The organism is Bacillus sp. AFS029533 (assembly GCF_002585125.1).
GTDB classification, from domain to species: domain Bacteria; phylum Bacillota; class Bacilli; order Bacillales; family Bacillaceae_G; genus Gottfriedia; species Gottfriedia luciferensis_B.
Genome location: NZ_NUQC01000029.1, coordinates 60,597 through 85,797 on the forward strand (window position 1 = coordinate 60,597; position 25,201 = coordinate 85,797).

The 25,201-nt window shown below is 33.6% G+C and carries 20 protein-coding genes, 1 pseudogene and 1 riboswitch; of the genes and pseudogenes, 1 reads left to right on the forward strand and 20 read right to left on the reverse strand.

Translation table 11 applies throughout. The features are described 5' to 3' along the window. Positions 1-186: 186 nt before the first annotated feature. From COE53_RS16885 to COE53_RS16960, 16 genes are all read right to left on the reverse strand, one after another. Positions 187-1,446 (reverse strand): competence/damage-inducible protein A, encoded by a 1,260-nt coding sequence (locus COE53_RS16885; RefSeq protein WP_025568775.1) that lies wholly within the window; start codon positions 1,444-1,446, stop codon positions 187-189. Positions 1,447-1,466: 20 nt separating this feature from the next. Next, positions 1,467-2,045 carry a CDP-diacylglycerol--glycerol-3-phosphate 3-phosphatidyltransferase gene (pgsA, locus tag COE53_RS16890; protein WP_025568774.1) on the reverse strand — a complete coding sequence of 193 codons (579 nt, stop codon included), beginning with the start codon at positions 2,043-2,045 and terminating at the stop codon, positions 1,467-1,469. A gap of 71 nt (positions 2,046-2,116) precedes the next feature. Continuing rightward, the gene (locus COE53_RS16895; RefSeq protein WP_091022155.1) at positions 2,117-3,010 is read right to left on the reverse strand and encodes a helix-turn-helix domain-containing protein; all 894 of its coding nucleotides are present in this window, start codon (positions 3,008-3,010) and stop codon (positions 2,117-2,119) included. Between the two features lie 20 nt (positions 3,011-3,030). Beyond that, positions 3,031-3,822, reverse strand: coding sequence for a DUF3388 domain-containing protein (locus tag COE53_RS16900; protein ID WP_025568772.1), 792 nt, complete (start codon positions 3,820-3,822; stop codon positions 3,031-3,033). Between the two features lie 112 nt (positions 3,823-3,934). Further along, positions 3,935-4,663, reverse strand: a complete 729-nt coding sequence (gene ymfI, locus COE53_RS16905) for an elongation factor P 5-aminopentanone reductase (protein WP_025568771.1) — start codon at positions 4,661-4,663, stop codon at positions 3,935-3,937. Between the two features lie 183 nt (positions 4,664-4,846). Then, positions 4,847-6,130 (reverse strand): EF-P 5-aminopentanol modification-associated protein YfmH, encoded by a 1,284-nt coding sequence (yfmH, locus tag COE53_RS16910; protein ID WP_069034495.1) that lies wholly within the window; start codon positions 6,128-6,130, stop codon positions 4,847-4,849. Beyond that, complete coding sequence (gene yfmF / locus COE53_RS16915) at positions 6,130-7,407, reverse strand: EF-P 5-aminopentanol modification-associated protein YfmF (protein WP_069034496.1); 1,278 nt, start codon at positions 7,405-7,407, stop codon at positions 6,130-6,132. The genes yfmH and yfmF overlap by 1 nt, the downstream gene beginning before the upstream one ends. A 693-nt stretch (positions 7,408-8,100) precedes the next feature. After that, positions 8,101-9,048, reverse strand: a complete 948-nt coding sequence (locus COE53_RS16920; RefSeq protein ID WP_025568768.1) for an ABC transporter permease — start codon at positions 9,046-9,048, stop codon at positions 8,101-8,103. A gap of 3 nt (positions 9,049-9,051) precedes the next feature. Then, positions 9,052-10,119 (reverse strand): ABC transporter permease, encoded by a 1,068-nt coding sequence (locus COE53_RS16925; protein WP_025568767.1) that lies wholly within the window; start codon positions 10,117-10,119, stop codon positions 9,052-9,054. After that, positions 10,116-11,639, reverse strand: coding sequence for an ABC transporter ATP-binding protein (locus COE53_RS16930; protein WP_069034497.1), 1,524 nt, complete (start codon positions 11,637-11,639; stop codon positions 10,116-10,118). Before COE53_RS16930 ends, COE53_RS16925 begins: the two co-directional genes overlap by 4 nt. A gap of 262 nt (positions 11,640-11,901) precedes the next feature. Then, the gene (locus COE53_RS16935) at positions 11,902-12,999 is read right to left on the reverse strand and encodes a BMP family lipoprotein (protein ID WP_217493006.1); all 1,098 of its coding nucleotides are present in this window, start codon (positions 12,997-12,999) and stop codon (positions 11,902-11,904) included. Between the two features lie 169 nt (positions 13,000-13,168). After that, entirely contained in the window at positions 13,169-13,894 is a 726-nt protein-coding gene (locus tag COE53_RS16940; protein ID WP_025568763.1) for a GntR family transcriptional regulator, read from the reverse strand. 244 nt (positions 13,895-14,138) lie between these two features. Then, positions 14,139-14,240: riboswitch (purine riboswitch) on the reverse strand. A 62-nt stretch (positions 14,241-14,302) separates the two neighbouring features. Beyond that, positions 14,303-16,693 carry a DNA translocase FtsK gene (locus COE53_RS16945; RefSeq protein ID WP_098948444.1) on the reverse strand — a complete coding sequence of 797 codons (2,391 nt, stop codon included), beginning with the start codon at positions 16,691-16,693 and terminating at the stop codon, positions 14,303-14,305. 123 nt (positions 16,694-16,816) lie between these two features. Beyond that, positions 16,817-17,029, reverse strand: coding sequence for a YlzJ-like family protein (locus COE53_RS16950; RefSeq protein ID WP_025568559.1), 213 nt, complete (start codon positions 17,027-17,029; stop codon positions 16,817-16,819). Further along, positions 17,026-17,709: a ClpP family protease gene (locus COE53_RS16955; protein ID WP_254664609.1), complete on the reverse strand. Its 684-nt coding sequence runs from the start codon at positions 17,707-17,709 to the stop codon at positions 17,026-17,028. The genes COE53_RS16950 and COE53_RS16955 overlap by 4 nt, the downstream gene beginning before the upstream one ends. A gap of 167 nt (positions 17,710-17,876) precedes the next feature. Continuing rightward, on the reverse strand, positions 17,877-19,547 hold the full coding sequence (locus COE53_RS16960) for a ribonuclease J (protein WP_098948445.1): 1,671 nt from the start codon (positions 19,545-19,547) through the stop codon (positions 17,877-17,879). A gap of 447 nt (positions 19,548-19,994) precedes the next feature. On the opposite strand from COE53_RS16960, the gene COE53_RS16965 reads away from it, so the two are divergent. Next, on the forward strand, positions 19,995-21,527 hold the full coding sequence (locus COE53_RS16965; protein ID WP_025568556.1) for a multicopper oxidase family protein: 1,533 nt from the start codon (positions 19,995-19,997) through the stop codon (positions 21,525-21,527). Positions 21,528-21,621: 94 nt separating this feature from the next. Here the strand turns inward: COE53_RS16965 and dapA are convergent, their stop codons facing one another. From dapA to spoVFB, 4 genes and pseudogenes are all read right to left on the reverse strand, one after another. Beyond that, positions 21,622-22,515, reverse strand: coding sequence for a 4-hydroxy-tetrahydrodipicolinate synthase (dapA, locus tag COE53_RS16970; protein WP_025568555.1), 894 nt, complete (start codon positions 22,513-22,515; stop codon positions 21,622-21,624). Positions 22,516-22,535: 20 nt separating this feature from the next. Continuing rightward, on the reverse strand, positions 22,536-23,765 hold the full coding sequence (dapG, locus tag COE53_RS16975; protein WP_025568553.1) for an aspartate kinase: 1,230 nt from the start codon (positions 23,763-23,765) through the stop codon (positions 22,536-22,538). Between the two features lie 25 nt (positions 23,766-23,790). Continuing rightward, on the reverse strand, positions 23,791-24,834 hold the full coding sequence (asd, locus tag COE53_RS16980; protein ID WP_025568552.1) for an aspartate-semialdehyde dehydrogenase: 1,044 nt from the start codon (positions 24,832-24,834) through the stop codon (positions 23,791-23,793). A gap of 183 nt (positions 24,835-25,017) precedes the next feature. Beyond that, positions 25,018-25,201, reverse strand: a pseudogene (gene spoVFB, locus COE53_RS16985) (dipicolinate synthase subunit B); the annotation flags it as partial.

Below are 25,201 nucleotides of genomic sequence, written 5' to 3' on the forward strand. Positions count from 1 at the left end.
GCCAACAAAAAAATAGAACGTTTATTCGATATTTTTCGTATTTAAACTTAATTTTTAAAGAATAGAAACGCTTGTTTCGTATTTTTTGGTCTATAAAACTAGATTTTTATTAATATCGAAACTATAAAATTAAAAAACTCGGCTAAATTAACCGAGCTTTTATATTATAAAATATTCTATTTCAATTTATAAGTCTTGACTTTCGAAACTTGAATTAATTAATTTAATCAACAAGTTCGCGCCATTTTTGACACTTGATAATCTGATTTGTTCTCTAGTGCCACTGAATTGAAACTCTTTTACAATTGAATCAGAATCACCAATTTTTATACCGATAAATACTTTCCCTACCGGCACATCTTCTAATGTAGACGGTCCTGCCTCACCAGTAAAACTAATTGAAATATTACTGCCTGTTAATCTTTGAATATTTTCAACTAGTGATTTTGCACATTCTGCACTTACAGCACCATTTTTATTAAGAATGTCTGCTGGCACATTTAAAAGATTTTGTTTTATTTCATTAGAATAACAAACAACACTACCTTTAAAAATGGACGAGTTCCCGGGAATATCTGTCAGTCTTTTACTGAATAGACCTCCAGTTAAACTTTCAGCAGCAGAAATAGTCAGTTTAAAATCTTTTAGCTTACTTGATAAAACTGTAAATAAGTTTTCATTATTTGTACCATATATAAACTGCCCAACGCGCTCACGTATTTTTTCTTCAGCTTGTCCAATTAGTTTTTCTGCCTCTTGTTGATTACTAGCACTTGCAGTAACTCGAAGCATTACTTCTCCCTCACTCGCTAAAGGAGCAATTGTTGGATTTGATTGATTTTCAAGTAAATCAAGAATTTCAGTTTCTAAAATCGATTCACCGATGCCAAAAAATTTAAGCTCTTTCGAAATAATCGTACTTGCTTCCTTACCTTTTAAAAAATAAGGAATTAGTTCTTTCTCAACCATCGGAATCATTTCTTTAGGTGGTCCTGGTAATAATACAAATTGTTTATTTTTCACTTCATAAACCATTCCAGGTGCCATACCGTTTTTATTCAATAAAACATGTGCGTTATGAATGACTAATGCTTGTTTTTTATTATTTTCAGTCATTGGTCGATTTACTTTAATAAAATATTGTTCAATATACTCTAGTGATTGTTCATGATAAACAAGTGATTCTTGAACAAATTCTGCGACTACTTCTTTCGTTAAATCATCCTTTGTTGGTCCAAGTCCACCAGTTAAGATGATTAAATCACTTCTTGATGAAGCAATTTCTAATGCACTTTTAAGTCGTTCGGAATTGTCTCCTACAACTGTTTGGAAATGATGGTGATATCCTAATGCAGATAAATGTTTAGCTATAAATTGAGCATTTGTATTTGCAATTTGGCCTAAAAGTAGCTCAGTACCTACTGCGATGATTTCAGCACGCTTCATATCATTTCCCCCTATATTAATTACATTGATTTAAGAAGAACATCTCTATTTTTATAAAAATAATCCCAACCAGAATATACTGTAAAGAATAATGCGACCCAAAGTGATACATCCGCAATCGAAAATGGTAAGAAATTCAATGGGAAGTCATGTAAGAAATAGGCAGAAATCGCAACTATTTGAGCCCAAGTCTTAATTTTACCTAGCATTGCAGCAGCATGAACTTCTCCAGAGCCAGCTAAAATCATTCGTAAACCGGTTACAGCAAACTCTCTACTTATAATGACAATCGTAATCCATGCAGGAACATAATGAAAATCAGTTAAGATAATTAATGCAGACGATACAAGTAATTTATCAGCAAGTGGATCTAAAAACTTACCAAAATTAGTTACTAGATTAAATTTTCTAGCGTAATAACCATCTATAAAATCAGTAACTGATGCAATAATAAAAATTGCAGCTCCTACTAAATGATTAACTGGTATTGAATCACCCATTAATGTAACTTTTCCCCATCCAAAATCGATTAAAACGGCAATCATAAATAATGGAATTAGACAAACCCTTGAAACTGTGATCTTATTTGGTAAATTCATGGTAAAACCCTCCAAAACTTTCTAAAAATGAAGCATTTATAATAAATGAATAAAAGCCATCTTAAAGATGACTATTGATTCATTTTTAAATTTTTAATCGTAATCTTTTGGTGAACAGCATTTGTTGGACTAACTGGATATTTAAATATCTCATCGTTAATTCGTAGCTCAACATTATTAGAAGCACCAATATTTACAGTTACTTCATTTTCATCTGTTAAGTCGTAGTTTTGAGTTTGTCCTTGTTTTAAAATTCCGGAATAGAACATTTTTCCATCAGCATTTTTTAAATCTACATAACTTTCACCATTTGCAACTACTTCTAATTTAAATACATCCGTACCAGATAAAGAAATAGTAGTTCGTTTACCCGCTGCAGAGTCAACAGTAATTTTTTGCGCTGGTGTTTGCTCAGTCACATCATTTTTCGGTTTCTCTGTTTTTTTCGTATTATTAACTTTTGCCTGATCTAGCGCATTATTTTTTGGTTTTTCAATTTCAGAATTAGAGTTAGATTGAGTCTGATTCGTATCCGCAGATTTTCCATCATTTTTTGATGGGAACATCATATAAATAGCGATACAGATTCCGATGATAAGAATCGCTACTAGTATCCTTGGTAAATAATCCATTACTCGTGATGACTTAACATTGCTTAATGGTTCTTTAAGCTTCGATGCTCTACTAGGGATTTCTTCATGCTTTACTTCTTCTACTGTACTTGCCACAGTTGATTCTTCTACCACTGGCTTTTCAGTTAGAAATCCAGAAACGTCAACACCTATTGTTTCTGCATATTGTCTAATAAATGCACGAACATAAAATTGCCCTGGCAATATTTCATAATTACCTTCTTCGATTGCTTCAAGATAACGTTTCTGAATCTTCGTTAACTCTTGTACATCGTCAATTGATAAACCTTTCGCTTCTCTTGCTTCTCGTAAATATTTTCCTAATTCTGTCACAAGTTACACCCCAACTAACTTTAAAAATCAAACATCGAGAACGAGTTGTGTCCATTTTTATCCATTTGGTCTACAAGTTCATATTTAATTTCTTCATTTTCATCATTTCTTAATTCAATTATGTAATCAAAATCTTCTAAGGAGTATTCAGTTTGCTGTACAAATACATCAGGATGTTCCACTACTTTCACAGAAGACATTGCCATAATTTCGCGAACCAATTGCCAATGTTGCTCATTTGCTCTTCTATGAGAAAGAATGCCATCAATAATAAATACATTATCTGAATTATATTCATCTTCTATTAATTGACTTCTTAATGTTTGTTTAATTAATGTTGATGAAACAAATAACCAGCGTTTATTTGCACAAACACTTGCTGCTACAACTGATTCTGTCTTACCAACACGAGGCATCCCTCTAATTCCGATTAGCTTATGGCCTGGCATTTTAAATAGCTCTGCCATAAAATCAACAAGCATACCTAAATCATCGCGGACAAAACGAAAAGTCTTTTTATCATCTACGTCACGTTGAATATAAGTACCATGTCTTACAGCTAAACGATCTCTCAGAGTTGGCTTTCTAAGTTTAATTATTGTTATATTGTCCATAGTATTTAAAATTGATTCAAATCTAGTAATTTGATCATCGTTATCGCAACCAAGTAACATGCCGCGTCTCATTGTGTCGACACCATTGATTGTTAAAATATTAATCCCTAGCATACCGATTAGCGATGCAATATCTCCAAGTAGTCCAGGGCGATTCTTATGTATTTCATACTCAAAATACCATTCGATTAACTCCATACCTATACCCCCTATTTGTTAACTACTTAACTCTCCATTTAATAATAAACGATTTCGCCATAATATAAAAGGTAAAATATGTGAAATAAATAACTTTCGACCGGAAATTTTGCTATGAAGTATGCCAACCGCCGTTTACTCCAAGAATTTGGCCTGTTATATAAGAAGATTGTTCGGAAATTAGGTAATTTACCGTATTCGCAATTTCACATGGAAGAGCTAAACGATTCATTGGAATTTCATTTGCGATTTCTTTTAAATCTTCTTCACTAAACGTATTTAACATATTCGTTTTTACGGCACCTGGGGCAACGGCATTTACTTTCACTCCACTTGGCCCTAATTCTTTAGCTAATGCCATCACATAGGCGTTTTGAGCACCTTTAGTAGTTGAATATAATACTTCACATGAAGCACCAATTTGTCCCCATATAGACGAAATAACGACGATACTGCCAGATTTTTTAGCCACCATATTAGGAAGAAAATGATTGACTACTTTGATCAAACTTTTGATATGTAATTGAGTCATTCGATCGATTTCCTCATCACTTACATCGTTAATTAAACCAAAGATTGAAAAACCCGATGCATAAACAATTGAATCGATTGTATCATTTATTTGTGATGTTAAAATTTCAACTCCATTTTCAACTGACAAGTCCGCTTGAACAAATTGGCAATTTACTTCAATCTCATTAGCTAATTGGATCAGCTCATTAAGTGGCTCTTTCTTACTATTATAATGGACAACTAAATCATATTTTTCATTGATTAATTTTTTCGAAATTGCTAAGCCAATGTCACCACTAGCTCCAATTACTAGAATTCTTTTTCTCATTTATTATAATCTCCATTTATTCGAGGTTTTAATGCAGGTTTAAAGAGTATTAATAATTATAAAGGTAATAGAGAAACGAGGACTTAAAAATTTTTATTAATAAATAATACACTTTGATTCTTTAAAAACCCTTAAATTTTTAAAATTTCAAAAAGCATCCAATAAAGGATGCTTTTAATTCTTTCAATGAGGAAGAACAAAAAATTCACTCATATAGTCTTCATTTATTAGATGACTAGCACTTTCTTTTAGATCCTCTACAGAAATAGATTGTAACACAGATACAATGTCAAATAAATGCATATCTAAGAACGCATATCGTGTAAATTGGTTAGCGATATATTCTGGAGAATTTAATGAGCGTAAGAATCCGCCAATTTTCTTTTTAACTACGCGATCGACAATTTCTTTTTCCCACTGATGATTTTTTGAATCTAATAACACTTCTTTAATTTTTTCAGAAAGTTTTTCAGGTGAAGTAGAATCTCCTCCGATGATTGCAAAAGCAAAACCATTTTCTGCGGAGTAATCATATGAGAACGTATCATCGATTAAGCCATCTTCATACATTTGTTGATACGTATTTGAGCCTTTGCCAAATAAATAATCTAGTAATACTGAAATTGATAATTCATGCTTTAATAATTCGCTTCCACCTTTAGGTGCAGAAAAGTCTTTCACGCCAACGAGCACTTTCGATGATTGGACATTCATATGTAACACTTTTTTCTTTTCTGCTGATTCTGGCGTTTCTTCAGGGAAAAATCTCTTAATTTCATTTGCATCTTTGAACGTTTTTTTGCTTTGGTTTTCTTTAATTAAATTCATTGTTTTATCAGGATCTACAGGACCTACAACAAAAAACAACATATTACTCGGATGATAAAAAGTTTCGTAACAAGTATAAAGTAATTCTTTTGTAATTTTTGAAATTGATTCAACCGTACCAGCAATATCGGTTCTAACAGGATGTTTACCATATAAATTTGCAATCATCCCAAAATATTGTCTCCAATCAGGGTTATCTTCGTACATTTTAATTTCTTGACCAATAATCCCTTTTTCTTTTTCAACACTTTGATCAGAAAAATATGGATCTTGAACAAAATCAATTAAAGTCATTAAATTTTGTTCTACATTATTCGTTGCTGAAAATAAATAAGCAGTTCGTGTAAAACTTGTAAACGCATTAGAAGAAGCTCCTTGTTTACTAAAAACTTGGAATACGTCCCCATCTTTCTTTTCAAACAACTTGTGCTCTAAAAAATGAGCAATCCCATCTGGTACAACTAATTTTTCATCTTTTCCTAAAGGAATAAATTCAGAATCAATCGAACCGTATTTAGTTGTAAAGGTCGCATATGTTTTGTTGTAGCCTTGTTTAGGAAGAATATATACTTTTAATCCGTTTTCAAGCTCCTCGAAATAAAGCGTTTCATTCAATTGTTCAAAATACTTTTTTTCCATTATGCTCCCTCCTGACCTTTTAAGAAATAAGTTGTGTGAAGTTTAATTTTATTAGCTACAGCTACAATTTCATCTTTCGTAACTTTTTCAATTTCAGGGAACCAGTCCTCGATCGGACGTTCATTCCCTGCAGCTTGGTCATTGAATAATGTTTCAATAATTCCATAAGCTGTGTCCATACTTTCTAATAGACTGTTTTTAATCACTAATTTTGTTTGATCGATTTCCTCTTCAGTGAAATTTCCCTTTTTCATTTCTTCAAGTTGTTCAGCAATAATTGTAGTTGCTTTTTCATAATTTTCACTTGCTATACCAGACATAACCATTAAAATTGATTTATGACTTTCAAAACGAGAAGCAGCATAGTATGCTAAGCTATTTTTTTCACGAACGTTGATAAATAACTTTGAATGAGAGAATCCGCCAAAAAGTCCATTAAATACTTGAAGTGCAAAGTAATCTGGATCTTTAATCGAAATCCCAGTCGTATAACCTATATGAAGTTTAGCCTGATTTAGTTTTTGCTCTTCAATTACTTCATTAGGAGAATCGACTGGCGTTGCTTTTGTTGTATCAACTGTTAATTTTCGACTAGTTGTGTTTCTAAAATTCTCTTCAACTAATTGTTTACATTGGTCAAATGCAACATCTCCAACTATATATAGATCAATTAAATCTTGTTGCAAAGCTTTTTCATAGTACTGATAAAGTGAGTCTGCTGTCATTGAATTGACATCTTCTGTTTTTCCATTTGCAAGTAACGCATAAGGTTCATCCTTAAACATTTCTTCCACTAGTCGTTGATTTGCAAATTTCAATTTATCATCATTAATTGATTGAATTCGTTGTACTTGAGTTCTTTTTTGAGTTTCAACATGTTTAGCTGAAAATACCCCATTTTCTAAAAATGGATTTTGCCAAATAGAAGCAATAAGCATCAGCGCTTCATTTAATAGTGAACCTTGATTTGAAAGGTATTTTTCATTTGCAATGTCAATTGTAAATGACATAACATGGTAATCACCTTTTTTTGATACGTCTACAAAGAAGGTCGCCCCATATAATTCTTCTAATTTTCTTCTAATTTCACCATTGGTAGGAAGATCTTTTGTTCCACTTTGCAATACATAAGGTAAAATTCCGCGATACGATACTGTATCTTCTTCGAGTTTTCCTCGTACTTTTAACGTAATCGAATTTGTTTTAAACTTTTCAGTTGTTACCACATGTAGCTTAATACCGTTAATATCACTATTTTTGTACTGTAACAAATTCAAATTGAACCCTCCTTAGTCAAATACTATTTACTCATATTTATTTCCAATATCTTCATTGTATCTCTAATTTTACCAAAAATAAAACCTACTGCTTAGTTTACCCAAAATTATTAATTCAAATAAAAAGAAGCTTCTTATTTTAAAATCGTTTAGAGATGTTGAAAAAGTCGTTTAATTCAACTATCTGTTCTTTTAAAATAAGTACTTCGTTGATTTCCTCTCCAGGATGCTCCCTTTCCGTGGGTAGAGAGGTGAGCCTCCTCGGCCAGCCTGCGGGGTCTCACCCTTCCCTCTTTTCCCACAGGAGTCTCGCACCTTACGTTCCAATCATTACCAAAACATAACTGAAAATCTTAAAACCAATACACTTTTTAACATTGTCTTTTCTTTTATACCTCTAAAACGATTAATTCTTCTTTTCCGATGTGATTTTATCCTCAACTAACTCCATGTGACATGAGGTTAACGAATTCCAGAAGAAATCAAACTGAAGTTATTTGAATGTCTTGAGGATCTTCTTCTTCGTAAAATCGATCAAAACACGAATTATAATTTAATTTCTTGGTATAGTTGAGAGATGTTCAACCAAAGCAATCTTACTTAACAGGATAATATTCGTAATTAGTTGACACAATGTTGTTTCAGCAAATGAAAAAAGCTTCCTAATTAAATAGGAAGCTTCAAAACAATTATTTATCGTTTACCTTTTTCATATGCAACACCAACTGATTTTGGTGCTTGAGATGATTTAGAGAAAATTACTAATGCGATTAAAGTTACAACGTATGGGAATAACTTTAATGCTAATGGTGGGATATGAGCTAAGCTTGGAATTACTTGCGATACATTGGCAATTGTTGTTGCTACACCAAAGAATAATGTCGCTGCTAAAATTCCAAGTGGCTTCCATTGTCCAAAAATTAATGCAGCAATTGCTAAGAAACCAAGACCTGCTACACTACCTGTAAATTCGCCAGAGTAAGTTACTAAAATAATTGCTCCACCTAATCCAGAAAATGCACCAGAAATAATAACGCCAAGGTAACGAATACGGTATACATTAATACCTGCTGCATCAGCTGCTTGTGGGTATTCACCACATGCACGTAGACGTAAGCCTAAACGAGTTTTATAAAGTACAAATGTACTAATGATTAGAATGCCGATTACTAACCATGTTGTAGAATACGTGTTTTTAAAGAATAAATCTCCAAGAATTGGAATGTTCTTTAACACTGGGATATCCGTACGAGTAATACCGTTAATACTGATGTTTCCTGATCCAGTAATATTTCTTGCTAAGAAGATTGTTAAAGCACCTGCAATCATATTAATTGCGATACCACTAATTACTTGATCTGCGTGTAAATTTATACTTGCAAACGCATGTAGTAAAGAAAATAAAGCACCTGTTAGAACTGCAACAAGAATTCCTACCCAGATTACCCAAACTTCACCTTGATGAGTTTCTTGAAGTTTTGAAATTGTTAAGGCACTAGCGAAACCACCAACAACCATTAAACCTTCTAAACCAATATTTACGACACCGCTTCGCTCAGAAAATAAACCACCTAATGCTACGATTAATAATGGAATCGTATAGGCAATTGCATATGGGAAAATTTGTATAATTAAATCCATGCCTTATTTCACCTTCTCTCCTACATTGCTGTTTTTGTATTTGCGTGATTTCGATACTCGATCTATAACTTTTTTAATTAAAATACTAGTTGCAGAGAAATAAATAATAATTGCAATGATAACATCAGCAATATCTGGTGGAATTGAAGTCATTGCACTCATAAAACCTTTACCAGAATATAATAGTCCAAAGAAAATAGCTGAGAAAAATACGCCAATTGGTGTATTCATGCCTAAAAGTGCCACGGCAATTCCGTCGAATCCTTCGGTAGGTAAAACACCTATTTGAATTAGTGATGCATTACCAGCGAATTGAACAACACCTGCTAACCCTGCTAGTCCACCTGAAATCATCATTGATAAAATAACATTTCTATTTACTGAAATACCAGCGTATTCAGCAGCACTTCGGTTGTAACCTACAGCTTTTAATTCATACCCTAATACTGTACGATTAATAATAAATGAAACAACGATTACCATAATTACGGCGATAAATAAACCGAAGTTAATATATGATCCACCAAATAAATTTGATAAAAATGGCATTTTTAATGTTGCTGCATCTGCAAGCATTTTTGACTCTGTTTCAGTACTACCTTTAAAATATTGTGGTACTAAATAATAAACAGTCCAATAGGCAATCCAGTTCATCATAATCGTAGAAACTACTTCGTGAACATTAAACCTAGCTTTTAGTAGTCCTGGAATAAATGCCCAAGCTGCACCTGCAATAAAGGCTACAATTACCATAATTGGTACTAAGATAAGAGTAGGTAAATCGAAAGTTAAACCAATTGCAGAAGCACAAAATCCTGCGAAAAGCATTTGGCCAGCTGCACCAATATTAAATAAACCTGTTCTGAATGCAAATGCAACAGAAAGTCCTGTTAAAATTAACGGAGTAGCAGTAGCAAATGTATTACCAATACGCTCCGGATCTTTTAATCCACCTTGGAATAAATAAGTAAACCCTTCTACTGGATCATTACCTGTTACTAAAATTAATAATGCTCCAGCTAGTAAACCTAATACTACGGCAATTAAAGAAATGATTCCTCCCTTTTTCATGCCCCTTCACCTCTCCTTATACCAGCCATCATTAATCCTAATTCATCTTCATTTGTGTCTTTGGCATTAACGATATCAACGATTTCTCCAGCATTTACGATTGCAATGCGGTCAGATAAATTAAGAACCTCATCTAGCTCTAACGAGATCAGTAGAACAGCTTTTCCGCTATCTCTTTGCTCTATTAATCTCTTATGAATATACTCTATCGAACCAACGTCTAATCCACGCGTTGGCTGACATGCAATTAATAACTCTGGCTTAAGTTCGATTTCACGACCAATGATTGCTTTTTGTTGGTTTCCTCCAGACATTGATTCAACCACTGTTTTAGCACCTTCACCAGATCGTACATCGAATTCTTCAATAATTTTCTTTGCATGTTTGGCAATCGCAGCTTTATCTAATACACCATATTTAGAGAATGGCTCTTGATTATAAATCTCTAAAACAACGTTTTCTTCAATTGTATATTCAAGAACAAGTCCTCTTTTTTGACGATCCTCTGGAATATGAGCAATACCGTTTCTAATTCGCTCGCGTATACTGTGTTTTGTAATATCTTGATTTTTTAATAAAATAGAACCCTCTTCAATCGCTCTTAACCCTGTAATTGCTTCAACAAGTTCAGATTGTCCATTTCCTTCAACTCCGGCAATCCCAACGATTTCACCTGCTCGAACTTGAAGTGTAGCATTTTTTAAACCTAAAACTTTTTTATTATTTTTGACACTTAAATTATTTACATCTAGTACAACTTCACCAGGATTTGATTCTACCTTATCTACCTTGAAAGACACCTGACGTCCGACCATCATAGATGCCATTTCAGATTCAGAAGTTTGTTTTACATCAACTGTACCAATGTACTTACCGTGACGAATTACTGTACATTGATCGGCAACAGCTTTAATTTCTTTTAATTTATGAGTAATGATAATGATTGACTTGCCTTCATTGATCAAGTTTTTAATAATCTTCATTAAATCTTGTATTTCTTGTGGAGTAAGTACTGCTGTTGGCTCATCTAGGATTAATACTTCAGCATTACGGTATAAAGTTTTTAAAATTTCGACTCTTTGTTGCATCCCTACTGTAATATCTTCAATCTTTGCATATGGATCTACATTTAAACCGTAAGTTTTCGAAAGCTCTTCAATACGTTTTGCTGCAGTCTTAATATCTACGACTAGCCCCTTTTTAGGTTCAAGACCTAGAATAATATTTTCTGTTACTGTAAAATTTGAAACTAGTTTAAAATGTTGGTGAACCATTCCGATTCCTAGTTCATTTGCAACATTTGGATTTGAAATTTTAACTTCTTTACCTTTTATTTTTATAATCCCTTTTTCAGGTGTGTACATTCCAAAAAGGACGGACATTAAAGTTGATTTCCCTGCCCCGTTTTCACCTAATAAAGCATGAACTTCCCCTTTTTTTAATCGTAGTGTAATATTATCATTCGCTATAATGCCAGGAAACTCTTTTGTTATATTTAGCATCTCCACTACATATTCCATAATTTTCCTCCTTGATATTACGAAGTCATTTTTTATTTTAAAGTTTTACTTGATTTCGAAATATTTTTCTATATTTTTTATTTAAGGAGGGCTTAACTCTCTCTCCCGATAGTCATGCCCTAATCAATTGGAAGCTTTACCAATATAAGTGCTTACAATTGATTAAAGCATGAAACTAAAAAATCATTTTTAGGGTAGAAGAAGCATATAAAAGGGACTCCTTTCCTATGCTTCTTCTATCATTTATTAATTAGAAATTTAATTACTTAATTAAACTTCCTCTTTCACTTGCTACTACAATTTCACCAGACTTAATTTTGTTAAATACATCATTAACTTTTGTTATAGTATCAGAACTTAAGTTTGGATTTTCTTTTGGTAAACCAATTCCATCATTTTTTGCATCGTAAGTTAAAGTTTGTCCACCAGGGAATTTTTTATCTTTTTCAGCTTTAACCATATCAGAAGCTGCTTTTGCAACACCTTTCATAGCTGAAGTTAAAATGATTGATTTGTTATCTTTATAAACACCATCAGCGTACTGATCTACGTCAACACCAACAACCCAAACTTCTTTACCACTAGCTACTCTGTTTTTAGCTTCAGTAATAGCACCTTGTCCTACTCCACCTGCTGCAGTGAAAATCGCTTTAACTCCGCGGTCATACATTTGAGCTGCAATTTGTTGACCTGCTGCTTTGTCTGTAAAGCTTCCAGAATAAACTACGTTATTAGCTTTTAAAGAAATGCTTGTTCCAAGTTTTTCGTTTGCATATTTAATACCTTGTTGGAATCCCCAGTTATATTTTTGAACTGCTGGAATTTCCATACCACCGATAAATCCAACATCACCAGTTTTTAATTGAACTGCTGTTGCAATACCAGCTAAGTAACCAGCTTCATGTTCTGCGAAGAAAATTGAAACTGTGTTATCTTTTACATTTGGAGTAAAATCTTTAGCTGTGTGTGGAGTACCATCGATAATTACAAATTTGTCATCTTTATATTTATCTTGCGCTTTATTAATTGCTGTTTCAAATTTATAACCAGGAGTTATAATAAATTGAAACCCTGCATCATTTAAGTTACCGATTTCTTTTAAGTAATCTGCTTCAGTTTCACCTGCAGGTTTTAAGTATTTTGTATCTTGCTTAAGATTGAAACCTAAATCTTTAGCTCCAGCTTGGATCCCTTCCCAAGTACCTTGGTTAAATGACTTATCATCAATCGTACCAGAGTCAGTTACCATTCCTACTTTAAATGCGCCTTTTGCGTCTTTTGTATCTCCACCTTTACCACAAGCACCTAAAATTGTACCTGCTGCTAAGGCCATTGAAAGAACAAGACCAGCTTTTTTCATCTTCATAAAAATTTTGCCCCCTTAAATTTTTATTTACTTTTGTACTAGCTTGGTTTATAATCGTTATCTTAACGATCCACCTCCCTAATAATTTAATGAACTTTCAGTAAACAATATTTGAAAACTTGCCAAAACTTATTTTTCGTAAATATTAATTTGGCTATACAATTTAATTTCTTTTTCTTAAAACATTAAAGCTGAACTGATCCGCTCTAAAGTAATTATAAGAATGTAAAACTGCACGGTTTAAATCGTCAAAGTGTAACTGTTCGATTAATAATAATGAAACATCTGGTTCACACTGTAATAAAGGAGAAACTTTATCGTGGTAACCTATCGGTTCAATTCTTGCACTTGAATATTCGATATTGCGACCAGTTTCTTTTTTAATGAATGTAAAAAACGAGTGATCTTCATATGATGGAACCTGTTTAAAATAATTAGTCGGTAATTTATCAATGCAATAAACGACAGGTTCACCATTTGCTGTTCGAATTCTTTCTACTACGTGCATTCGATCATCTTCAGTGATTGTGAAGCTTTTTAAATCTTCTTTCGTAGGAACTAATAGTTTAGAAGATAGAAAGATTGTACCAGGCTCTTTACCTGCATCAACAATCATTTCTGAGACACTACTTAATTGTTCAATGCCTGTCCTAAATATTGGTTTCGGTTTCACAAATGTACCGACTCCATGTCTTCTAACTAAGATATTTTCTTCTTCTAAAACTCTTAATGCTTCTCTTAATGTTGCTCTTGATACTCCAAATATTTTAGATAACTCATACTCTGATGGTAACTTATGATGTGGCAAGTAAATACCATTCTCAATATCTTGTTTTATTCGATCCATCACTTGGAGATAAAGTAATCTGGTGTCTGTTTTAATCTTCATTTCCCATCCCCCAAACTTCGGATTTCAGACATCAGTTGTTAGACATCTGTCGTATAATCCTTCTTTACTATACTGTTATTTTTTACTCATTTCAACACTTTTTTGTAAACGCTTTATTTTTTATTACGTTAATGGATCATTTGTTCATATTTAACAAAAAAAACTCTTATAATCTACCGTTCCACTTAGTGAAAAAGCTAGATTATAAGAGTTTTTGATTATCGTAAATATAAATCATTTCTCCATAATAATGCTTTTTCCCCATAGTATTGCAAATATTGGTTGCAATGTAGAAACTTCCGACCCATTATGTCGATATTATATGAGGACTATCAATTTATCTGAAGAAATAATATCATTCTATGTCTAAAAATGTCAATAATGTTTCGACATTTTTTTCTTTTTTGTTTATGACAAGGCTTGCTCATCTTCTACTGGCTTACTAATTAATACTTCCCTTGGTTTACTACCTTCATACGGACCAACTATACCATTATCTTCCATCGCATCAATTAATCTGGCAGCTCTTGTATAACCAATTCTAAATCTTCTTTGTAGTAGTGATACCGAGGCTGACTGCATATTTGATACTAACTCAACAGCTTCATTATAAAGGTCATCATTCACTTCAGATTTCCCATCTTTTTCCTCTTTTACCATCATTTCTTCTTGGTATTGAGCCTTTTGTTGAGAGATTGAAAACTCGACTACTCTTTCAACTTCATCATCAGATAAAAATGCCCCTTGTACTCGGATTGGTTTAGATGCACCGATTGGTTGATATAACATATCTCCTCTTCCTAATAGTTTTTCTGCTCCACCAGTATCAAGTATTGTACGAGAATCTGTTTGAGAAGATACACTAAAAGCAATTCGAGAAGGTATATTTGCTTTAATGACACCCGTGATAACGTCAACGGACGGTCGTTGTGTAGCAATAATTAAGTGGATACCAGCTGCACGAGCCATTTGAGCTAATCTAGTGATTGAATCTTCCACGTCACTCGAAGCTACCATCATTAAGTCAGCTAACTCATCAACTATTACGACGATAAAAGGTAATAAAGGTTGTTTCGAATCAGTCATCGTATTATTTTGTTTAGTTAATTCGTTATAACCTTCGATATTTCTAGTACCTGAATGAGAAAAAAGCTCGTATCTTCTTTCCATTTCACTAACAACTTTTCGTAACGCTTGTGAAGCCTTTTTAGGGTTTGTTACAACAGGAGTTAGCAAATGAGGAATACCATTATAAACATTTAATTCAACCATCTTCGGATCGATTAGCATTAGCTTTACTTCAGATGGTTTTGCATTCATTAGGATACTTACAATGATTCCATTTATACATACACTTTTTCCACTACCTGTCGCCCCAGCTACTAGTAAATGCGGCATTTTATTAAGCTCTGCAAATACAGCATCTCCGGCAATATCTTTTCCTAACGATACAGCTAATGGATTTTGTAATTTCGGATTTTTTGCTTCGAGAACTTCTCTAAGTAATACAGTCGTTATATTCGTATTAGGCACTTCAATTCCTACAGCAGATTTACCTGGAATCGGAGCTTCAATTCGAATGTCTTTTGCTGCAAGTGCAAGGGCTAAATCATCACTAAGATTTACAATACGACTAACTTTTACACCTGCTTCAGGGTATACTTCATATTTTGTTACCGCAGGTCCATGATGTACTTTTGTTACTGTAGCCTTTACACCAAAACTTTGAAATGTTCTTTCAAGCTTGTCCGCATTTTCCTTTAGTTTGGATTCATTTTCACGTTTTTTAGCACCCTTTGGGTAGGCCAATAAATCCATTGATGGCAATACGTAATCTACCTTATCATCAATACCTACTTCTGCAACTGGCAATTCAATTGATTGATCATCATCCTCTGCAAAATGAGCTTGGATTTGATTTGAATTATTTGCGATGATCAATTCTGGTCCCTTAGGTGGCTGATATGTAGGAGAATATTCGATTTGAATTTCTTTTTTCGGCTCGATGATCTCATCTTCATATGAATTTTTAACTTGGTAATTTAAATTATTACCCGTAGACACTTCTACTTCATTATCATTGTCTTCAAATGAATCTTTCCTTGCTTTTCTCTTTTGTTTAGCCTCAGCTCGTCTACTAGTAGTTTTTTGTTCACGACCACGCTTCCAGAAATTTGTAAAATCCTTCCAGCTATCTGAAATTAAATTTCTTACTTTTGGCATTATATATTGATATATATAACCACCAAGTGGCTTACCAGTTATAAATAAAACTCCCGCAACAATTGCAATGATTCCGAATAGAATCGCACCGGTTCGATCAAATAAGAAATATAAAACTGCAAAAAGTATTCCTCCAATCATACCTCCACCAAGATCAACCGTACTGATTTTGCCTTTGGCTTCAATTAAAAATAAATCTAGCGTACTTTTTATAACAGATTGATCATGAAATTGATTATTTTTTGCTAATAAATCAAATAGAGTAACATGACTAAACATCAATATACTAAAGAAGATTAACAATCCACCAATCGTAATACTCGAAACAAATGGAGGTCTTTTTCGATAAATTATGCTATATGCAGATAAACCGATGATAAAAAGAAAACTAAGCATGTACCATTCCCCAAAGAAGAATCTCAAGAATAATACAAACGCTTTACCTACAATACCAAGCTTTAATATTGTTACGATTGATAGTGCTAAAAATATTAATCCACTAATTTCATACCATATTGAACCATTGCCACTTACTGATTTTCGAGCTTTTGACTTTTGCTGCTTCTGCTTTGCCATGTAATTCACCCCCATCAAAATTTGCAGATTCGCCAAAGAAAGCAGCCTTTTGGCTGCTTTCTTAAATTGAATTTATTATAACATATCAGAACATATGTTTACCATGTATTGTTAATAATTACCTCAAGTTGGAAGAACTAAAATTCTTTGACCAGGTGTATACTGCATAAAATGCTGCGGATCAGTACTGACAATTCGTTTAATTTCAAAAGCTGTACCTCCAACACTATCAACCAACATTGGAACACCATTGTATTCCAAAAACTGCTGCGATGTGTATTCTTGTTGATCAACAGGAAAAATCGATTCAATTGGCATGATTGTATAAAGAATCAAAATTCATTCTCCTCTTTATTAGACTTTTCTTTTCGTTCATCAATTAATTCCTGCAACTTACTCAGTGCTTGCCCGATCCCACCTACATCATCGATTAGTCCATATTTTACTGCATCTCCACCGACTACATTAGAGCCGATATCTCTTGTTAAATTACCTTTTGTAAACATTAATTCCTTGAAACGTTCTTCCGTAATATTTGAATGCTTTGTAACAAAACGTGTTACCCTTTCTTGCATTTTATCAAGGTATTCAAATGTTTGAGGTACACCAATTACTAAGCCAGTTAGACGAATTGGATGAATCGTCATTGTTGCCGTTTCAGCAATATATGAGAAGTCAGTACTTACTGCAATTGGTACCCCGATACTATGACCACCGCCTAAAACGATTGATACAGTAGGTTTCGTTAATGTCGCAATCATTTCTGATATCGCAAGGCCTGCTTCCACATCTCCACCAACAGTATTTAGAACAATCAATAATCCTTCAATTTTAGGATTTTGTTCAATTGCCACTAATTGCGGGATTAAATGTTCATATTTAGTTGTCTTGTTTTGAGGTGGTAATGCCACATGCCCTTCAATTTGTCCAATTATCGTTAGACAATGGATTTTTGAATCATTGCTTGCTGGAACATTTGTTTGTCCTAATTGCTGAATTTTTTCAACAATGCTCATATCCTTTTGATCATTTGGCTTTGGAGGTGCATCTTCGTTTGGAATAGGTGTTTCATTATTTGAATTTGTCAAAACGGTTCCCCCTATCATTTTTCATACAAGTTAGTATGTGAAAATAATAAGGAAATCATACCCATCTTGGATTAAGAAGTACCTTGTATTTAAAATTATACTTCCATTAATATTGGAAGAATCATCGGTCTTCTTTTTGTTTCTTCATATAAGTAAGCGCTTAATCCATCTCTTATTGAATTTTTTAATAATGTCCATTCAATTTGATCGTTCTGTAACATTTTTTCTGTAATGTCTTTTACAATATCAGTTGATCTAGTTATTAATTTTTCGGACTCACGAACATATACAAAACCACGAGTTATAATTTCTGGACCAGATATGATTGCTTTCTTTTGCTTGTTAAACGTTACCACAACGATAAGTATTCCATCTTGTGAAAGTAGCTTACGATCACGTAATACGATATTTCCAACATCACCGACACCAATTCCGTCAATTAAAACATTGCCAACTTCGATTTTTTCAGTACGAGAAGCTTGACCATTTTTAAACGAAACGATGTCCCCTTTTTCAATAATAAAAATATCTTCTTTTGCCATCCCTACTTCTTCTGCAATATGTGAATGTGCTTTTTGCATTCGATATTCGCCATGAACTGGTATGAAATATTTTGGCTTCATTAATTCAAGCATTAATTTTAATTCTTCTTCATAGCCATGGCCAGATACGTGTACCTTCTTATAACCATAAATAACATTTGCGCCGGCTCTAAATAATAGATTAACAGAAGATGAAACTAACATTTCATTTCCTGGAATAGGTGTTGCCGCCATTAGTACAGTATCACCTTTTCGGATTGAAACTTGTTTATGCGTACCTTTAGCAATTTTTGAAAGAGCTGCCATCGGTTCTCCTTGAGTACCTGTTGTAAGGATGACAATATCTCTTTCTTTATAATTATCTGTATCCACAACTGAAATCATTAAATCATCAGGAATCGATAAATAATCTAATTCCTTCGCTATTTCAATCGATTTCATCATACTACTTCCGACAACTGCAAGTTTTCGATCAGAAGCTACACTTGCATCAATAACCTGTTGGATTCGATATATATTTGAAGAAAAGCAAGCTACTAAAACTCTTCCTTTTGCTTTCATTATCTCTTTTTTAATTTCTTCCGATACTTTCTTCTCAGAACCCGAAAACCCTTGTCTTTCTGCGTTCGTGCTATCAGATAGCAAACATAAGACACCTTTATCTCCTATTAATGCTAGTTTACCTAAATCAGCACCTGGATAGGGACTTTTCGATTGATCAAATTTGAAGTCTCCAGTAAAAACGACAGCACCTTGTGGTGTATTTATACAAAATCCAAACGAATCAGGAATACTGTGAGTAGTCCTAAAAAAACTAATTGAACTATTTTCAAAAGTTAATAAAGTAGTTTCGTCATATAGTTCAAATTGCTCAAGGTTTTTAATACCCTTTTCACTTAATTTTTCTCTTATAAATAAATAAGCTAATTTATTCGTGTAAAACTTTACTTGTGGAAGTTTATTCATAATATATGGAATTGCACCAATATGATCTTCATGTCCATGTGTTATAAAAACACCTACTACTTTATGTGCGTTTTTCTCTAAATAACTTACATCAGGTATGACATGATCTATTCCGTACATTTCTTGGTCAGGAAATTTCAAACCTGCATCTAACACGTATATCAAATCGCCTACTTCGACTATATACATGTTTTTTCCGATTTCTCCGACCCCACCAAGGGCAAAAACTTTTACTTGTTCCTTCATTTCCTTCACCACAACCTTTTCCTCCTAGTTAATTCTTTAAATTTACAGACCGTTCAAAATCTTACAAACATTATATCCTAGTCCGAACAGGTAAAACAAGATACATTCTTCCTTAAATAGGAAAATCGGATTACTTTGGGTAGTATTTTTAATCATTTTTTAACGGCCAGGTTTCTATAGCTAACATTAAAAAGTAAAATTGTGTTGTTTCCACTTCATCTTTCCTTCTTAACGATTGGAGTTAAGATTACTTGAATTAAACGAGAATAATATGGGCTACCTTTGACAGTTTTTTGCAAAATTAATCATGTTATCAGACTTCTTATCTCCTCTTATTTCTCTTAACTGTCTATATTGAATTTCTTTCTATTGAATAGTCAATTATTACTTATTGGTGGAATATGAATATGTTAGAAAAGGAGGTTCGATATGAATTTTAATCACAAAGAGCCCCCCAAAATGAATCTTTCTAAATTTGTTGATGAACTACCCATTCCACCAATATTAAAACCTCGCTGGAAAGATCATTTTTATACTTATTATGAAGTAACGATGACGGAGTTTAAACAATCGCTCCATAGCGAGTTAAATGACTCAACTGTTTGGGGGTATGAGGGAAGCTATCCTGGACCTACAATTAAAGTAGAGAAAGGGGAAATCGTGTTTATTAAATGGATCAATGATTTACCAGACAAACACCTGTTTCCGATCGATTATACAGTTCATGGTGCTCATAAAGATGTCCCTCAAGTAAGGACAGTTGTACATGTACATGGTGCTTGTGTCGAATCTGAAAGCGATGGCTATCCTGAAGCTTGGTTCACAAAAGATTATAAACAAGTTGGGCGTTATTTTAGAAAGCAAGTATATCGATATGATAATTGCGATTGTGCATCTACACTTTGGTACCATGATCACGCACTTGGTATTACAAGGCTTAATATATATGCTGGTTTAGCAGGATTCTATCTAGTTAGTGATCAGAAGGAAGGTTCATTAAATTTACCGAATGGGAATTATGATGTCCCACTATTGATACAAGATAAAAGTTTTAATCACGATGGTTCACTTTATTATCCAGAACAACCAGATCAACCAATTAAAGAACTACAAACGTCTATTATCCCTGAATTTATTGGTGATACAGTCATCGTCAATGGTAAAGTTCATCCTTATTTAAAAGTTGAACCAAGAAAATATCGATTTAGATTATTAAACGGTTCTAACTCACGCTTTTTTCGATTTAAGCTTAATACAGGTCAACTTATGTATCAAATCGCAACTGAGGGTGGATTCATGCAGCATCCGATTGGGATAAATGAGCTCATGTTATCACCTGCAGAACGAGCAGAAGTAATCATCGATTTTACCAATCTTGAAGGTAAGAAGATTATTATGCAGAATGATGCTCCTACCCCATTTCCATCGGGAAGACCTGTTGATGAAAATACAGGAACTGTGATGCAATTTCTAGTTACATTGCCATTGTCAAACCTGGACACGAGCATGATACCAGCTAGTATGGTGACTATTCCAAAAATAAATGAACAATCTGCTTCAATGAAGCGATACTTAACATTAGATCACAGGATGGATCAGTATGGACGAGAAATTATGTTATTGGATAATAAACATTGGGATGCCCCCATTACAGAAAATCCAAAATTGGGAACAACTGAAATATGGTATTTAATTAACTTAACGCCAGATGCTCATCCTATACATCTCCACTTAATTAATTTCCAAATCTTAGATCGTAGAAACTTTGATGTAGAAAAGTATAAAAAGGAAAAGATCATTCATTATACAGATCCACCGTCTCCACCAAACCCACAAGAATGTGGTTGGAAGGACACTGTTCAAGCTAATCCAAATCAAGTAACAAGAATAATCATGAGGTTTGGGCCATTCACGGGCTTATATGTTTGGCACTGTCATATGTTGGAACACGAGGACTATGAAATGATGAGACCATTTATTGTGATTCAATAGGAGAATTCTGTTTTTTTGTGGATGAGTCCATACATTAATAAAAACCACTTACGCAAATCCAAATTAATCGGATTATTTGTAAGTGGTTTTGTTATTAATTACTTTGTAATGCTTCGTCTAATTTATTTATTAATATACCGATCGTTGTGCGTTCAGCTTCTGAAAGTGGTACAAGCGGTAAACGAACTCCACCAACATCTAACCCTTTCATTTGTAAAGCTGTTTTGATTGGACCTGGACTTGGTGCCATGAAGAATCCTTCAAATAATGGTAATAGTTTACGGTGTAAGAATTGTGCTTTAGCCATATCTCCTGTGAAGAAGCTTTCAGCTAATTGCTGCATTTCATTTCCTAATACGTGTGCTGCAACAGAAACCGTTCCTTTTGAACCAATAGCAAATGCAGGAAGTGTTAGGCCGTCGTCACCACAGTATAATTCAAAATCTTCAGGAGTACGGTCAATAATTTCTGTCATTATGCTTAAGTTACCAGTCGCATCTTTAATTGCAACTATATTCGGAATTTCTGCTAATCTTACAACTGTATCTACAGAAAGGCTAGCAACTGTTCTACCTGGTACATTATATAACATTACAGGCAGTTCAGTACTTTCAGCTGCCGCTTTAAAGTGTTGATAAAGTCCTTCTTGGTTTGGTTTATTATAATAAGGTACAACTACCATTATTGCATCTACACCTAAAGCAGAAACCTTTTTCGTTAATTCAACTGTTTCACGAGTATTATTACTTCCTGTACCTGCGATTACAGGTACTCTTCCAGCTGCAGTTGAAACAACATGGCTAATCAATGCTAATTTTTCTTCAGAAGTTAACGTTGGAGATTCTCCAGTTGTTCCGCAAACTACGATTGAATCCGTACCATTCTCAATTAAGTAGTTCACAAGTTTTGTTGTTTTTGCGAAATCAATATTTCCTTTTGAATCAAAAGGAGTTACCATCGCTGTTGAAATTTTACCAAATCTACTCATTGTTCCACTCCGATCAAAATTTAATCCATTTTAACTGAACTAAGTTCAAATGCATCATGAAGTGCAGTAACTGCTTCGACCATATCTTCATTTTTGACAAGCACCCAAATAGTTGTATGACTGTCAGCTGATTGTAAAATTTGAATTCCTTTTTCAGCTAATGCAGTTACAATTTTTGAAGTTACGCCAGGTACTCCTGCAATTGCCGCTCCAACTATTGATACTTTTGCACATCCTGTAGTGTATGAAGGCTCATAGCCGATTCCTTTTAATACATCTATCGCTTTTGAAGCAACTTCATCACTTACAGTGTATACTACACCATTAGGAGAGATATTAATAAAGTCTACACTTATTCCTTTATTTGCCATTGCTTTAAATACTTGAGAATGTAAATCAAAAGTATGTTCCTTTGAAGTTACTCTAATTTGCGTAACATTCGGTACATGTGCAATTCCTGTAATTAAACGATCTTGAATATTATCACCAATAATTCGTTGTGTAGGATTCGATGTTACTAGTGTACCTAAACTATTTGAATAGGTTGAACGAATTCGAATAGGTACCTTTCCTTGCATCGCGATTTCTACAGCTCTAGGATGAATTACTTTCGCACCTTGATACGCCATATTACAAATTTCTGCATACGTAACAACTGATAAAGGCCTTGCTTCTTTTACAATCCTTGGATCTGCTGTCATTACGCCTTCAACGTCAGTAAAGATTTCGATTGTTTCTGCGCCAACAGCAACCCCAAGTGCAGAAGCAGAAGTATCACTTCCACCTCTACCTAATGTTGTGATATCACCATTAGATGTTGATCCTTGGAATCCTGCTACTACTACAACATCATAGTTTTCTAGCTCTTTAATTAGACGGCCGCATTTCATATCAAGAATTTTTGCATTTCCAAATTCATCATTTGTTCGGAAACCTGCAGATGCACCTGTCATTGCCATGGCATGAATACCGTTTTCATTCAATAAATTTGAAAAAATAATTGATGAAATTGTTTCACCACATGACATTAATAAATCAAGTTCTCTTTGTGTAACCTTACTTTTTTTTGCGCCAACTAAATTTAATAGTGTATCAGTTGCATATGGTTCACCTTTTCGTCCCATAGCAGAAACAACAACTACTAATTTATATCCTTTTTCTAATGCTTCTTTTATATGCTTAAGTGCGTGCTTTCTACCATTTTCGTCACGTACTGAAGTCCCTCCAAATTTTTGGACTAATATTTTCATTTTTGCACCTCTCTAGCAGTTTTCACTAAATGATGCTTAACTCAATTAATCTTTCAGCAATTTGCACTGAATTCCAAGCAGCACCTTTTAATAGATTATCTGAAACGATCCATAAATGGAATCCAAATGGATTATCTAGGTCTTTACGGATACGTCCTACAAATACTTCATTACTTCCAATACTGTAAAATGGCATTGGATATAGTTGTTGTTCTGGATCATCTTGTAAAACGATTCCAGGTGCATCACTTAAAAGTGATTTAAGTTCAGCTACTGATACTTCCTTATCAACTTCAATGTAAACTGACTCTGAGTGACCAGAAATTACAGGAAGTCGTACACAAGTTGCGCTAATTTGTAATTCAGGTAAATGCATGATTTTTTTCGTTTCATTAATCATTTTCATTTCTTCATAAGTATATCCATTCTCAGTAAATACATCGATTTGTGGAATTGCATTAAAAGCAATTTGATAATGTTTCTCACCACTTTTTACCGGTAATACTGATGGAGTTGCTTCTTCACCATTTAAGAATGCTTGCGCTTGTTCCTTTAATGCTTCAATTGCTGTAACTCCAGCACCAGAAACGGCTTGGTAAGTTGAAACTACTACTTTATTTAAACCAATTGTTTGACGAATTGGTTCTAGGGCAACAACCATTTGGATTGTTGAACAGTTAGGATTTGCAATAATCCCTTTATGATTAAATAAATCTTTGTCATTTACTTCAGGTACAACTAAAGGTACATCTTCAGCCATTCTAAATGCACTAGTGTTATCTACTACTACTGCCCCTCTTTTAACTGCTTCAGGAGCTAGATCTTTTGATACTGAGCCACCAGCACTAAATAAAGCAATATCAACACCTTCAAAAGCTTCAGGAGTAGCTTCTTGTACGATTACTTCTTTACCTTTATATGTTAATTTTGTTCCTGCAGAACGTTTTGAAGATAAATATTTAATTTCTTTTACTGGAAAATTTCTTTTCTCCAATGTTGCAATCATTTGTTGTCCAACTGCTCCAGTTGCACCTACTACAGCTACTACATAACTTTGTTTATTCCCCACTTTTTTTGCACCATCCCTGTTTTCACTTTTATTAAATAGTTTACGTCAAATGAAGTTTATATTCAAAGGTTTTCGCTTGAATAATTGATTTCATAGTAACGAGTATGTATCCTAATGACACATACTCAATTTTCTTCATTCTAACATAGAAAAAATAATTCAGTCCTATTTTTTCTAAAATATTTATTGGAGATCGCGATATTTTTCAACTAAAACAGGTTGAAGTTGTTTTCCTTCAATAGAAGATTTCACTGTATCAAGCAATGAATCCATTCTTGCCACTAATGAATTCGGTTTTTTGATTGGATCATCTTGGCCAAAGGGAATAAAATAGATATTTTTTGTACTCATTAAACGCATTAAATTA

What these genes read in the sequence shown, in the direction of transcription:
- COE53_RS16885 (WP_025568775.1), bottom strand. Translation starts at nt 1,446, where the DNA reads ATGAAGCGTGCTGAAATCATCGCAGTAGGTACTGAGCTACTTTTAGGC.
- pgsA (WP_025568774.1), bottom strand. Translation starts at nt 2,045, where the DNA reads ATGAATTTACCAAATAAGATCACAGTTTCAAGGGTTTGTCTAATTCCA.
- COE53_RS16900 (WP_025568772.1), bottom strand. Translation starts at nt 3,822, where the DNA reads ATGGAGTTAATCGAATGGTATTTTGAGTATGAAATACATAAGAATCGC.
- ymfI (WP_025568771.1), bottom strand. Translation starts at nt 4,663, where the DNA reads ATGAGAAAAAGAATTCTAGTAATTGGAGCTAGTGGTGACATTGGCTTA.
- yfmH (WP_069034495.1), bottom strand. Translation starts at nt 6,130, where the DNA reads ATGGAAAAAAAGTATTTTGAACAATTGAATGAAACGCTTTATTTCGAG.
- COE53_RS16920 (WP_025568768.1), bottom strand. Translation starts at nt 9,048, where the DNA reads ATGGATTTAATTATACAAATTTTCCCATATGCAATTGCCTATACGATT.
- COE53_RS16925 (WP_025568767.1), bottom strand. Translation starts at nt 10,119, where the DNA reads ATGAAAAAGGGAGGAATCATTTCTTTAATTGCCGTAGTATTAGGTTTA.
- COE53_RS16930 (WP_069034497.1), bottom strand. Translation starts at nt 11,639, where the DNA reads ATGGAATATGTAGTGGAGATGCTAAATATAACAAAAGAGTTTCCTGGC.
- COE53_RS16935 (WP_217493006.1), bottom strand. Translation starts at nt 12,999, where the DNA reads ATGAAAAAAGCTGGTCTTGTTCTTTCAATGGCCTTAGCAGCAGGTACA.
- COE53_RS16940 (WP_025568763.1), bottom strand. Translation starts at nt 13,894, where the DNA reads ATGAAGATTAAAACAGACACCAGATTACTTTATCTCCAAGTGATGGAT.
- COE53_RS16945 (WP_098948444.1), bottom strand. Translation starts at nt 16,693, where the DNA reads ATGGCAAAGCAGAAGCAGCAAAAGTCAAAAGCTCGAAAATCAGTAAGT.
- COE53_RS16955 (WP_254664609.1), bottom strand. Translation starts at nt 17,709, where the DNA reads ATGAGCATTGTTGAAAAAATTCAGCAATTAGGACAAACAAATGTTCCA.
- COE53_RS16965 (WP_025568556.1), top strand. Translation starts at nt 19,995, where the DNA reads ATGAATCTTTCTAAATTTGTTGATGAACTACCCATTCCACCAATATTA.
- dapA (WP_025568555.1), bottom strand. Translation starts at nt 22,515, where the DNA reads ATGAGTAGATTTGGTAAAATTTCAACAGCGATGGTAACTCCTTTTGAT.
- dapG (WP_025568553.1), bottom strand. Translation starts at nt 23,765, where the DNA reads ATGAAAATATTAGTCCAAAAATTTGGAGGGACTTCAGTACGTGACGAA.